The sequence below is a fragment of the Nostoc sp. LEGE 12447 genome, assembly GCF_015206985.1.
Lineage (GTDB): Bacteria > Cyanobacteriota > Cyanobacteriia > Cyanobacteriales > Nostocaceae > Nostoc.
Genome location: NZ_JADEXT010000030.1, coordinates 1 through 14,040, shown reverse-complemented (window position 1 = coordinate 14,040; position 14,040 = coordinate 1). Strand labels below are relative to the sequence as shown.

Genomic DNA, 14,040 nt, shown 5'->3' with positions numbered 1-14,040 from the left:
CTAACTCTTGGGTGTAAATTCCACAATGATTTCTGCTTCTGAACCAAGTTCAAATTCTTTCTCTCCCAGTTCAATTTGAAAATTATCAGGATCGATTGTGGTACGATCGCTACCATTAATGCTGACTCTGCTAACTTCCAAAGTATTGGGTCTAAAAAAATCTGGTAAAACATTGAGAGAGCGCTGGCGACAATGTTTGTCAGGTTTGAAATACAAACAGAAGGGTTCTTTTGTCACATAGCTACTGATATAGATATGAGCCAAATAATTTAGCTCAAAGGCATGGTATCCAGAAATTGCATGTCCGCCTTTTTGTGCATACTGTCCTGAAGTAATTGCATCTCCACTCTCACTGACTCGGAAGAAAATACCTTTATTATCTTGGTCAAGAAAGAATAGATTCCAAAATGCGGCAGTTTCTCGTGCTAACCGCAAATACTCTTGTTTTTGGTCATGATTTTCATTACTGCAACCATGAAGAATTAAGTAGGCTAATAGGGCTTGTTCTTGTTGCCAGAAGTCTTTAGTGTTGAACCAAGGAAATTCTAGTGGCGTTCCATTTTGAGGATTACGTTCTAAAGTATCAAAGATTCCACCCCTAAATAAATCTACGCCAATCTCTGCCATCTTCATGCCTAAATTGTCTGTTAGCTTCATCAACTTATCAGCTAAACGTAGTGATTCTTCGGCTTCTTGCGCGTTATCAGCAGCAGATTGGACGGCTAAGGAGTAATAATAGTTAGCAACACGAGTCAGGTTCCAGGCTATCTTCAAATTATGTCCAACAACTGCACGATTTTGTTGCCATCGCCAATTATGGTCTGGTTTCCAATCTCGCAAAAATCGCTCATTCACAAACGGAACGTTAGGATCTGGATCGGTAAATCTATCGGCAATGATTGTGGAGGCTGTTTTGAGAATCTTTTTGCAGGTTTCTAAAAATTTCCCGATTTCTTCATGACCATGATCAGTTAATGGCAAAGGTTCTAATGCCAAAATCACGTTAATTAAATAAGCCGGTATATGATCCCCAATCGAGTTCCAATTTTTTCTGGCTTGGTTATCACCAAGAGCAGGACTATCCCAATTTAACGTCACATAATCAAGGTGTGAAAAATAATCACCGTAAGCATGTTTACCGTACTCTGATTCTGGATCAGTGAAGAAATCATTAAAGACACGAACAGTCCGCTTGATATCATCAAGTACTTCCCAATCTAAAGTGATTCGATAGTACTGAGCTAATCCAGCTAAAGCGTAAATTTGTTCGTAAACTGGGATTGTATCTCTATCATCCTCATTGAGAGAACGTATATACAACTGATAACTGTACTTTGTCTTGCGCTTGCCAAATGCCCAAAAACAATGTTTGCCATCAGATGTCAAACTGCGAAAAGTTTCACGTTGGTATTGAACTCCAGCACGAGCCGCTGAAAGATAGCGTTCACCTCCAGTTAGCAAGTAAGCAGAGGAAAGACCATAGATCAGTCTGGAAAGAGTAGCACATTCTTGAATCTCATCATCTGTTGGTAAACCGATGATATTTAGGTTAGTTCGGTAAAGAGCAAAATCATCTATTTCATAGGTTTGTTTATTTGGAAATAAAAAGCCTAACCAACTATCTGCTAGACGGGCAATTTGGGTCAGCCACCAGTGAGTTTGCTCAAAAACTAATTCATCTTGACCTCTATATGAATTTAGTAAGTTAACAATGCGGGCATCATATTGGCGGCTACCATTATTTTCTAGATACACCCCTTGCAAAACTACTAAGCTATCCGACTGGATGTATTTTCTCACTAAATCAGATGGTGAGGACTGATGAAAATCTTCAGGAGTTGGGACGCGATCGCGGTTTATACCATCCAAATTTTGTAGAAATTGAAATCGTGTTTCTGTACTAACTGCAACCAAGAATTCATCTCCACTACGGCATTTGATATTAAATCTGCCTTGTTCTTGTGCAACATCAGTAACTTTGCCCATTAGGGTTGTGTTAACAGTAAATTGTTTCATAACTTCCTTGTTGTTACTTTGCATTCACAATCTAGGTTTGATACCAATTCAAAATTCGCCCATTCGTCTTGGAAAGTTTTCTACGGCGGAAAACCCGCCTACAGAACTTTCCGCAAAATTCAAAATTAAGAAAGTGAGAAGTGGCATAGGTTTGGGCGTTTGCATCTGTATCATTTTTTTGGTGAAATGGTATGAATTAGTCGAATTGAATCTTCAGTAATGTTAATTACTGGATAAGTTAACTCCTAACGACCATTTTTTTAGATTTTATTTGTTTCTCAGTTTGTGAGAATTAAATATTTTTTAAATGCCAAAAAACTAAATAAATACGTGATTTCTTTAATACAACATTGCAATGAAGTACAGTTGCCAAAAAATAAATTTTCAGGTTTGCTTCGTATTTAAACATTGCTAAGTAAATGCAAAACCTTCGTTAATTTTACACCCTTGATTTACCTCCTCAAATTTATTCTCAGGTGTAAATTAAGATTTACTAACAAAATACTCTAGCAAACAGATATTAATAGAACTGCAACTTTTATTGATTATTCAGTTGTTCTAAATTCATCTCAAGCATTTACTGCTATTAGTTATGAATTTAGTTTAGACGAAAGTAACAATCGTCTATCTTAAGTTAGATAATATTTAGTGTATTTAGATACGGATTCATGTTTTCATGTAGCTTGAGATAGAAATAAGTAACCAAATATAGTTAAATTTTTTCTTATTCCTTAAAGTAACCAAAATGAGCAAAGATTTTAAATTTATTCTATATTTTTGCGACCTATTATTGTATCTTTACTTAGTTATCTAATCTAACTAAAGTCGCTCAATAGTTTGTTTGTATTATCTACCAAAATAAATAATAACAATCTTACTTTAGGAGTAGGTTTAAGTTATGGGGTTTGTTGCTTAATGAAGTGATAAGTCAATCAAGCCATATCATCGGGTTGGAAAACAAGGATATATTGCTAATATTTTTCCCAAGGTTGTAAATTTTTTAATCTACTCAATTTAAGATTTCTAATTAGCTTGGAAAAAAACACTACATCTTCTCAAGTTTAACAAGTGAGTTCAGCATGACTCGTAATATCTATGCTTTACTGGTTGGTATTGATGAGTACCTCAATCCTATTCCTCCTTTAAAGGGCTGTATCAACGATATTTTAAATTTGAAAGAGTATTTCTTAGGGCGAATAACTCCCAAAGGTTACTCACTAAATTTACGCATACTTTTAAACCAAGATGCCACCCGTCAGGCAATTATGGACGGTTTCCGTCAACATTTGTGTCAAGCTCGTAGTGGAGATATTGTCTTTTTTTACTATTCAGGACATGGTAGTCAACAAGCAACACCTGAAGAATTTTGGACTTTAGAACCAGATCGGCTAGATGAAACTCTAGTGTGTTATGACAGCCGTGAACCTGGAGGTTGGGATTTAGCAGATAAAGAATTAGGGAAGCTAGTTGGTGAGGTAGCAAATAAAAACCCTCATATCGTGATTATCATGGACTGCTGCCATTCAGGTTCTGGTATTCGGGGCGATTTAGAAGTAGAAACATCTGTTCGTAAAGCACCCATTGATGACCGCCAGCGACCTTTAGAAAGCTTTATTTGTTCTGCGACAGAAGTTAATCAACTATTTAATTCCCGCAGTTTGGTAAAAAATTCTGCTGGTTGGATTTTACCTCCAGGAAAACATATCTTTTTTGCAGCTTGCCAAGATTACGAGGAAGCTAAAGAGTACATTGTAGATGGGCAACATCGGGGGGCATTTTCTTACTTTTTACTAGATACCTTAAGAAAAACCAATGGTAGTCTCAGTTATAGAGATTTGTTTAAACGCACTAATGCCTTAGTTCGTAGCAAAATTGCGGCTCAGTCTCCCCAAATCGAAGCAACAGTTGAGGGTGATTTAAACCAACCATTTCTAGGAGGAGCGATCGCAGCACATACTCCCTACTTTACAGTTAGTTATCACAAAAACCATACATGGGTAATTGATGGTGGATATATTCATGGAATTGGGCAACCATCTGGAGAAGAAACAACAATACTTGCATTGTTTCCCTTTAATCTCCCCTCCGCACAGTTACATCAATTATCAATGGCAATAGGTGAAGCTCAAGTCATTGAAGTCATGCCGCAATTGAGTAAAGTTCAAATTAGCGGTGTTACAGACTTAAATACAGAAATGACTTTCAAGGCTGTTGTTACTAGCCTACCTTTACCACCTAAAAAAATTTTAATTACTGGTGAAGATGTAGGAGTAGAATTAGCACGCACCGCGCTGCTGACGGCTGGGCCGCACAATCAACAATCTCTATACCTGCGGGAAGAGATAACACCGGAAACTGCCGAGTTTAAATTGCTGGCTCAAAATAATCAATATCTGATTACAAGACCAGCCGATGACCGTCCTTTAGTTGCCTCAATTTCAGGTTATACAAAGGCAACTGCTGGGCAGGCAATACAAAGATTAGAACATATTGCCCGTTGGACTAATATTTACGAACTTTCTAGTCCAGCTACCAGTAGAATTTCACCCGACGCAGTGCAAATACTGATTTATCAAGATGGGCAAGAGCGACAAGAAGCCGAGATACGTCTAGAGTATCAACAAGAAAATGGCAAATGGCAGCAACCTCATTTCCAAATTAAGTTAAAAAATACTGGTAATGAACCAGTGTATTGCACCCTCTTGAATTTAACAGATCGTTTTGCAGTCAGTGCTGATTTGTATGAAACAGGAGGAATTTGGTTACAGCCAAGTGGAAAGATAGGAGATGAAGTTTGGGCTTTGGGTGGTAGTTCAATTTATGCCGAAGTGCCGGAAAAATTATGGCGGGAACAAGGAATTACTGAAGTTAAAGATACGCTCAAATTAATTGTCAGCACTGCCGAATTTGATGCAACCTTGCTGACACAAGATGAGCTTGATTTACCTTCTCGTTCTACACCAACACCCCAACGAGGCCAAGGCACATTGAACCGTTTAATGAATAGGATTCCATCCCGCGACCTCAAAGCTAAACCCGAAGCGGAAATTTGCGACGACTGGGTAACAAGCCAAATCATGATCACAACTGTCCACCCACAAAACAGCACACCAATTCCCAGGGGACAAGACAGTGTATCTCTGGGGTCTGGTGTCAGGTTGCGATCGCATCCCAGTTTAAATGCTAATGTTAGGCTGACAACTGTCACCCAATCTACCAGGGATCTAGGTAATCATCTGTTGCCACCTCTGCTGATGGCTGATAATTCAGGAATCAAACCCTTCCAATTTACTGCTAGTCGGGGTTTTGATCCAGGTTTAACTGTGTTGGAGTTGAATCAGGTAAAAGACCCATCTGTTGTCACACCGGATCATCCTTTAAAACTAGTTGTTGATTCACCCTTAGAATCAGACGAATATCTCTTACCAATCAGCTATGATGGAGAGTTTTTTCTCCCTTTGGGACAAGCTTACAGTCTTGCTGATGGCACAACAGAAATAGTCTTGGAAAGGTTAACGGAACCTGTGAGTGAAGGAAAGCGTAGTCTTGGCGGTTCCATCCGCATTTTCTTTCACAAAATATTGTCTCAAAACCTGGGATTACAGTTTGATTACCCCATTTTAGCGGTTGCAGATGTTAACCCAGACGGTATAGTTAATTACACAAATGAAATCGAGCCAGTTAAGCAACGGGTAGCCCAAGCAAAGCGAATTATTCTCTACATCCACGGCATCATCGGCGATACTCAAAGCATGGTGGGGAGTATACAACGAGCAGAACTTACTGACTTATATGATTTAGTTCTCACCTTTGACTATGAAAGCCTCAACACCTCCATTGAAGAAAATGCCAAATTACTGAAGCAAAAACTTGCCGCAGTTGGTTTAGGAGAAAATCACGGAAAAATCTTACACATTGTCGCCCATGCAATGGGAGGCTTGGTTTCTCGTTGGTTGATTGAAAAAGAAGCAGGTGCTGGCATCGTGCAAAACTTAATTATGCTGGGTACACCAAATGCTGGCTTTCCTTGGGCTACTATCAAAGATTGGGCATTGGCTAGTTTAAGTATTGGGTTAAATGGTCTGTCAAGCATTACTTGGCCTGTACCAGTTCTGGGAATGTTGCTTAAGGCTATTACTAAATCTGTTGAGACAATTAAAACTATTAATGTTGCTTTAGATGAAATGCGTCCGGGTTCTCAATTCTTGCAAAGCTTGGCAGCTAGCCCTGACCCTGGTGTTCCTTACACGATTATTGCAGGTAATACATCAATTGTTCCCACCGCTATCAAACCAGAAGCTCATCAGCATTCTAGTCCTTTAGAGCGCCTAATGCAAAAGTTGTTTTATCAGACAGTGAGCTTACCTTTCTTTGGTCAACCAAACGACCTAGCTGCAACTGTATACAGTATCAAAAGTGTGAGTCAAGAACGTCAGCCTCCACCCCAAGTTTCAGAAGTTAGTTGTGATCATTTTACATATTTCAATTGTTCCGAAGGATTAGCCGCATTGGCGAATACTTGTAAGTCCTGCATTCAGGTTGATCATTTAGAGATGGCTATGGTTAGTCCTGTCAAGTCAGGAGATTATTTCACTATTCAACAGGATGGAGGAGAATCTCCTAGAAACAGACTTAGCACGCCTGTGTCGTCCTTTAATAGCATAAATTCACTTCCAGCTGAAGCCTATAGTCCCTTAATGATTAGCACTCTGAATACCGCTATCGGTAATTCATCAATGCGAAAAGGAAGACCTCAATGGTTAATTGCTGCGTTGCTGGGTGTATTAGCAGCAATAGCAATGATCGGATTGTGGCAATATCAACAATCTAATTACACAGAACCCCAAAATCAAAATCAACTCAATAAGTCCCTAAAAGATTGATTGAGTAGTCCACATCAAAAGGGGCTGATATCATGTCTGAGTTTTTGCATAATTTGGCAATTGTAATTGGAATTAACAATTACAGAAACGGGATTTCTCCACTTCAAAATGCTATTCATGATGCCAAAAAATTGGTACAGGTTCTGCGCGAACAGCATGGGTATCAGGTGTGGGTATGCTTGGATGAGGTAGCAACCCTCTCTAACCTGAATGAACTATTGTGGAAAACACTGCCAGAACAAGTACAATCAGATGACCGTTTATTGTTTTACTTTGCTGGTCATGGAATTGCCCTGAATGCTGATGATGGGCCAAAGGGTTATTTAATTCCCCAAGATGCCATCCTGGGAGAAACTCAAACTTACTTACCGATGACCCAGTTGCAAAAAGCTTTGGAAAAATTGCCTTGTCGCCATTTTTTGGGATTCCTTGATTGCTGTTTTGCTGGGACTTTTCGCTGGTCTAGTACCAGAGATTTGTTAACTGTGCCAGAGGTGATTCATCAAGAACGCTACGATCGCTTTATCTGTGACCCAGCATGGCAAGTGATTACTTCTGCTGCCTACGACCAAAAAGCTTTAGATGCTTATACACTCAATGCAGATTGCCGTGGTCAAGTTGGGGAGCATTCACCCTTTGCTGCCGCTTTGTTAGAAGCTCTCACAAAAGGAGTTGACTTATATCCTGCTACTCATGGTCAACCTTCAGGAGACGGGGTAATTACCGCTACCAAACTATACCTTTATCTGCGCGATCGCATTGAGCCGACTACTATCAAAGATCGTTTCCGACAAACCCCTGGTATTTGGCCCCTAAAGAAACACGATAAAGGAGAGTATATCTTTCTCACTCCTGGGCATATCTTAAATTTACCGCCAGCACCACCCCTAGACGAATCACTCAACCCCTATCGCGGTTTGGAATCCTTTGAGGAGGAAGACAGCGAACTGTTTTTTGGTAGACAAGCCTTGAGTGAAAAATTAGGCGAATTTGTCAGTAATCAGCCGCTAACTGTGGTGTTAGGGGCTTCTGGCACAGGTAAATCAAGTTTGGTAAAAGCGGGATTAATACCATACTTGCGAAGTCAGCAGCATTGGCAAATTCTCGGAATCATGCGTCCTGGGGAGTTTCCCTTAAACGCTTTAGAGAACACACTATCACGGGAAAGCCTGCTCGGCTGTTTAGCAGATAAAAGTCAGCTTTATCCTCAGTTAAAATTTTTGCTAGTAATTGACCAGATAGAAGAAGTGATCACCCTTTGCCGGAACGAGCAAGAACGGCAAATATTTTTGGATGTATTAGCCCAAGCTGTAGACCAATACGCAGATAATTTTCGTCTAGTAGTCACGTTGCGTTCAGATTTTGAACCTCAGTTGCGAAATTTTGCCTTAGAACCGTATTGGCAAACTAGCCGATTTATAGTGTCAGCAATGACGCGGGAGGAATTACGCTCTTGCATTGAAGAACCAGCATCAAAGAGAGTGATGTATTTTGAGCCGCACAGTCTGGTAGATGAGTTAATAGATGAAGTAGCACAAATGCCAGGTGCATTACCGCTACTTTCCTTTACCTTAAGTGAACTCTACCTCAAGTATTTAAAAGCTATTCGTGAAAGTAAACGACATAACCGAGCGATTACACAAGTAGATTATGAAGAATTGGGAGGAGTAATTCAAAGTCTCACCCAAAGAGCAGACTATGAATATGATCAGTTCGTCAAAAAAGATCCAGCCTACGCGCCAACAATTAGTCATGTGATGCTGCGTATGGTAGCAGTTGGTGCAGGTGAGTTGGCACGCAGACGAGTACCTTTATCAGAGATGGTGTACTCAGAACCAGAAAACGGACGGGTACAAGAGGTAATTCGAGGCTTTTCGGCAGCACGTCTGCTAGTTCAAGGACAAGATACTGGGGGTCAACCCTATGTAGAGCCTGCCCATGATGCCTTGGTGCGGGGATGGCAAAAGCTACTGGCTTGGAAACAAGATGAAGCAGAAAATTTAATGCTACAACGACAACTTACACCTGCTGCTGCTGAGTGGAAAAGGGTTCAAAGTAAGGAACGTTTATCAGGTTGGCAACACCAGCTAGAACCTGTTTTGAATTGGTTGGATAGTAGTTGCTACGTTGTAGAAAACTCGTTTGACAAAATCAATGCAGGTCTAGCAAGGTTATGGCGACGGACACAAAATCATGAGCAACAGCAACGTCAAGAAAAACAGGTACAGTTTCTTTGGAATGCTAATCCCTATCTCGATGTCTTGAATGAACAACTTAAATCCAATGAAAATTGGTTCAACCAGTTAGAAGCCGAGTTTGTACAGCGTAGCGTTGTGCAGAAACGCAAGAATATGGCTTGGCGATGGCGCATTGCGATCGCAGTTATGCTGGGGTTAAGTGGATTGACTTTTTACGCTCTGTTAAATTTAAGAGATGCCCAAATTGCCCAAATCAGGACGTTTAGAGAAAACGCAGAATTAGATTTGCGAACTCCACAATTAGATGGGATGATTGCCAGCTTACGAGCAGGAACACTTCTCAATCAACCCTTGGTACAGTTATTCCAGCCAGAACAGCTAAAAACTCAGGTGCAAGGAACATTACAAAAGGCAGTCTATACAGTCAAAGAGCGCAACCGTATCGCAGGGCATCAAGGCACTGTCAGAAGCACTTTTAGCCCAGATGGACAGTTACTGGCAAGCGCCGGAGAGGACGGTATTGTTCGCTTGTGGAACTTACAAGGTCAGGAGCAAGCTGTATGGAAGACAAATCCAGTCAGATACGTCGATTTTAGCCCAGATGGGCAGCTACTGGTCACAGCAGGAGAGGACGGCATTGGTCGCTTATGGAACTTACGGGGTCAACTGTTAGCAGAATTGAAAGGGCATCAAAGTCGAGTTAGGAGTATCCGTTTTAGCCCAGATGGCCAGCTCATCGCTAGCGGTGGCGATGACGATACAATCCGCATTTGGAACTTACAAGGTCAGCAGTTGCGAGGATGGAAAGCAAATCAAAACTCGGTCAATAGCGTCAGTTTTAGCCCCAATCAGCAGATGCTAGCGACAGGCGGAAAAAATAGTACTATCAGCCTATGGAACTTGCAGGGTAAGCTGTTGAAAAAACCTTTTACAGGACATCAACAGCCTGTCAGCAGTGTCAGTTTTAGCCCAAATGGTCAGTTAATAGTTAGTGGTGGGCAAGACAGAACTGTTCGCCTGTGGAACTTGCAGGGTAAGGCGTTGGGAAAACCTTTTACAGGGCATCAAGGCCGAATCTGGTGTGCAATGTGGAGTTCAGATAGTAAACAAGTAGCTAGTGCAGCCGGAGATGGTACTGTCCGTTTATGGAACTTGCAGGGTAAGGCGTTGAAGCAATTTTCTGGGCATCAAGGCCCAGTTAGAAGTGTCAGGTTTAGCCCAGATGGTCAACTACTAACTAGCGGCGGAGATGATAAAACCGTCCGTGTGTGGAACTTGCATCATCAGCAGGTGAAAGAATTACAAGGATCTCAAAAGCGAGTTCTCAGCATTAATTTCAGCCCGGATGGTCAACAGGTCGCCACAGGAGGAGATGACGGCATCATCCGTATTTGGAACTTAAAGGGTCAAAAGTTGCGAAACTGGATTGCACATAATGGTAAACGAGTCCACAGCATTACTTTTAGTCCCAATGGTCAGTTTATGGCTAGTGCTGGAGATGATAGCAATGTCCATCTGTGGAACTTGCATGGTCAGCATTTGACAGCATTATCAATGGCAGAATCTCCTGGTTATCCAGAGCATATATGCGACGCTAGTTTTAGTCCAGACAGCACATTAGTGGCTAGTGTGGGCGAAAACGGTGTTGTTATGGTGTGGGATTGGCGCAAGCACCGGCAACTGGCAAAATTCCGTATGGATAAATTCCCCAGAAAAAAACATTTTTGCAAAGTCACTTTCAGCCCAGATAATCAGCTATTGGCTAGTGCCGGAAATGACGGGATTATTCGTGTGTGGAACTGGCAAAAGCAGCAATTGTTCGCAGAAATTCCAGGTCATCTAGGCCCTGTCTATAGTGTGGCATTCAGTCCAGATAGCAAACGACTAGTTAGTGCTGGAGATGACGGTACTATGAGGTTATGGAATTTGCAGGGCAAACCACAACCATTTCAGGAATTTGTGGTGGCTGTGAACTTTGGTGCAGCAGTGAACTCAGTAGTATTCAGCCCCGATGGCAAGATGATTATCACTGGTGATCAAAAAGGTAACGTGCAATTGTGGAACTGGCAAAATAAGGAACAGTTCGCCGCTTGGAAAGCACATCAAGGCGAAGTCAGGAACGTCAGTTTTAGCCAAAATGGTAAAATGCTGGCTAGTGCTGGAGATGACAGTACGGCTAAGTTGTGGTGGATTCAATCTTTCGATAATTTGATGCAGCAGGCGCGCCAGGAAGTGCAGGATTATCAAAACAATATACAGCGATCGCATAGTGTACCGTAAAAAATCACTACAGACATTAAGTTGCTAAGAAAAACCCAGAAAGCGACTGTCCGATTATGGCGGCTATAAAAGGACAGTTAGTTCACTTACCCAAGATTTGTAAACATTTTCAACAATTCACCTCAGTACCAAGATTGAGAAGCATTCTAGTGACACGCTAGCCAGATTTTCCCTAAAGTCACATACAATTTTGGGTGTTAGTTCCACACTGCTTCTAGGCGATCGCGATCAAGATGGTAAATAATCCTCAGTTTGACAACCTACCACCAATCAAGTTGATCCACATACAGGATCAAGCACCATCAACCCTACAGGGAGAATCTAGAAGCAGGGCAGGAAAAATAGCTGCACCCACTGATATCCGGTGGGTAAAAGTACTGGAATTTTTACGCAGCAACAATCTCGCACCCAACAGCCGCAAGCTTTACGAACGAGAACTAAAGCGGTTTTTGGTATGGAGTGAGCTGCATTATCATGAGCTACGCCCGCGTCACTTCGCACTATATAAAGAATATCTGCGGGATGAACTGCGGACTGATGTTGGTAAACCGCTTTCAAAAAGCAGCATTAATGCGGGAATTGCGGCACTCAAAAGCTTTTTCAAATGGATGTCTTACACGTATCCTGAAATTATTGCTACTAATCCTACACTGGGGATTAAACTGGAAAAAGTACCACTGCCACCAGCCCAGAGTTTAACCCCAGAACAAATGGAACAGGTTTGGTCAGCGTTGGAATTGTTGGGAGAAACAAAGCAACGAGATACAGCACTCGTCCACATTCTCAGTCATGGACTCCGGGCTGGGGAAGTTGTACAGCTAAATGTTGGCTCATTTGATGGCAAGCTGCTATTTTTACCAGACACCAAAACCAATGAACCGCGCCTAGTACCACTAAAAAAAGAGAGCCGGGAAGTTTTAGCAGAGTATTTGAGATCGCGCTCACAGCAAGGAGAAGTGTTAAACAGCCTTAGCCCATTAATGATTTCACACCATGCTTCGTACAAAGGTGAACGCTTAAGTTATCACGGCATTTACTTCGCTGTAGAAAAAATTGGTGAAATAGCTCACATTGAGGATTTGCACCCTCACTCCTTTCGTCATACCTACGCCACTGACTTATTGCTATTGGGAGTTGACCCCAGCCATGCACGAAAATTAACAGGGCATCAAAGCGAGAAAGCGTTTCGGCGGTATACGCTTCGCAGCGAACAAGAAGCGGCGATTGCTGCTTATTATCGGGCAATCGGTGAGGAGGCAGAACAGTAGAGGATGTTCATCGGCTAGAGGGAGAGGGATACGTTGAATTAAGGAAATACAAACTATGTCCAATTCCGAAAAAATTATTCACTTTGTACCAGAATTAGGACATGATCTTGCTCATGTATTAAGTTTATGTGGTCAAACAATTAGTTATTCAGATGCTTCCAATATGTTTACGAACTGTCCTATTTGTCAAGAAAAACTACGTAAGACAGTAAAAAAGCGTATAGAACAATTTTATCCGCAACCAGATTTTAGTAGATACAGCAAAAAGTGACATACTCGCATACCCAAGCCGCCCTATAGGTGTGGAAGTATGTTACAGAGGAATCAATAGACTAAACGATGCCCAAGCCGTTAGATCCCAAGTGTCAGTTATGTGCCAAGTTACCAACTGCCCAAGCTAAAGTTTTACATGGAACAGCAGGGGATGGGTGTTGGAATCCCAAAGTCTGCCACAATCGCCGCTCATTCTATCGCCACCGCTCCCAGAATAATTCAGCAGAAATTGATGCAATCGCAATCGAACCCCCAGCAACATATTTTGCAGTGCTGTACTTGTATAAAGAACCAGGAGATAAGCCATTGCACGCCTTGGGCGCAGAACTCTGGTTGGGGCAAAAACCTGTTTGCCGCTTAGAACCAATTCACTGCTTTGGGTTAACGGCTGGCAAGATCCGCGCCTATACAGATCAGGTGTTGCAGGCTTTTGCCAGACAATATAGTGTTTCACTATATCAATATAAGGATATGTTTGAAATTACCTCAAGTTACTGCCCAGTGCGGCCTTGCCCCTTGCATCCACAATCTTAGAGATGACCACATATCGTCAATTAACAATTTGGGATGTGCTTGATGAGTTGTCAGAATCTCCAGCGACATCAACACTAGCACCGATGTGGGAATGTTTAGATGCCGAGTTAGAAAAATTACCCTTGGAGGCACAGTTATCAACCGCAGGTATTGCCTTCAGTCAAATTGCGGATATTCTCAAGTCTCGTGCCGAAGTGCTGTTGCAAGATACCCGCGATCGCAATAGTCTTTTGGGGCCAATTATTAGCACCGATCTTTTTGCTGGTCTAGTGCGGACAACAATGCACCTAGATTTAGATGATTTGATTGAACCGCAAACACCACAAACCTTTAAACCACATGGGCCACACCAATTTTCATCTCCTACTGAGTTGGGTGATTCTGTAGCAGCACCTGTTGAAAAAGCGAATGTTTTGGCAATGCTCGATGAGGTGACAACTTTAGAAGATGTTCGCAACCTAGCATCAGATGAAGATGTACCAAAATGGCAGAGCGCCATCGCTAACTACCTGATAAATGTCAAAGATGAGATTTCTTTAGTTAAACTGCAATGTGCGTTGGAAATGCCGATGGTAGAAGTATGGTTGG

7 protein-coding genes are annotated in these 14,040 nt (G+C 41.7%); 6 read left to right on the top strand and 1 reads right to left on the bottom strand.

The window, feature by feature from the left end; translation table 11 throughout:
• Complete coding sequence (locus IQ274_RS24925) at positions 1-2,016, bottom strand: AGE family epimerase/isomerase (protein WP_194143771.1); 2,016 nt, start codon at positions 2,014-2,016, stop codon at positions 1-3.
• 1,079 nt (positions 2,017-3,095) lie between these two features.
• Here IQ274_RS24925 and IQ274_RS24920 point away from each other — a divergent pair.
• The 6 genes from IQ274_RS24920 to IQ274_RS24895 all read left to right on the top strand — a co-directional run.
• Entirely contained in the window at positions 3,096-6,899 is a 3,804-nt protein-coding gene (locus tag IQ274_RS24920; protein ID WP_163937875.1) for a caspase family protein, read from the top strand.
• A gap of 32 nt (positions 6,900-6,931) precedes the next feature.
• On the top strand, positions 6,932-11,377 hold the full coding sequence (locus IQ274_RS24915; RefSeq protein ID WP_194143770.1) for a caspase family protein: 4,446 nt from the start codon (positions 6,932-6,934) through the stop codon (positions 11,375-11,377).
• Positions 11,378-11,610: 233 nt separating this feature from the next.
• A complete protein-coding gene (locus IQ274_RS24910; protein WP_194143769.1) occupies positions 11,611-12,645 on the top strand; it encodes a tyrosine-type recombinase/integrase in 1,035 nt (344 codons plus the stop codon).
• A gap of 55 nt (positions 12,646-12,700) precedes the next feature.
• The gene (locus IQ274_RS24905; protein ID WP_194143768.1) at positions 12,701-12,916 is read left to right on the top strand and encodes a hypothetical protein; all 216 of its coding nucleotides are present in this window, start codon (positions 12,701-12,703) and stop codon (positions 12,914-12,916) included.
• A 68-nt stretch (positions 12,917-12,984) separates the two neighbouring features.
• Positions 12,985-13,452 carry a hypothetical protein gene (locus IQ274_RS24900; protein WP_194143767.1) on the top strand — a complete coding sequence of 156 codons (468 nt, stop codon included), beginning with the start codon at positions 12,985-12,987 and terminating at the stop codon, positions 13,450-13,452.
• A gap of 2 nt (positions 13,453-13,454) precedes the next feature.
• A partial coding sequence (locus IQ274_RS24895; protein WP_194143766.1) for a hypothetical protein occupies positions 13,455-14,040 on the top strand: 586 nt, incomplete at its 3' end.

Coding starts and splice junctions, on each gene's coding strand:
- IQ274_RS24925 (WP_194143771.1), bottom strand. CDS start 2,016: ATGAAACAATTTACTGTTAACACAACCCTAATGGGCAAAGTTACTGAT.
- IQ274_RS24920 (WP_163937875.1), top strand. CDS start 3,096: ATGACTCGTAATATCTATGCTTTACTGGTTGGTATTGATGAGTACCTC.
- IQ274_RS24915 (WP_194143770.1), top strand. CDS start 6,932: ATGTCTGAGTTTTTGCATAATTTGGCAATTGTAATTGGAATTAACAAT.
- IQ274_RS24910 (WP_194143769.1), top strand. CDS start 11,611: ATGGTAAATAATCCTCAGTTTGACAACCTACCACCAATCAAGTTGATC.
- IQ274_RS24905 (WP_194143768.1), top strand. CDS start 12,701: ATGTCCAATTCCGAAAAAATTATTCACTTTGTACCAGAATTAGGACAT.
- IQ274_RS24900 (WP_194143767.1), top strand. CDS start 12,985: ATGCCCAAGCCGTTAGATCCCAAGTGTCAGTTATGTGCCAAGTTACCA.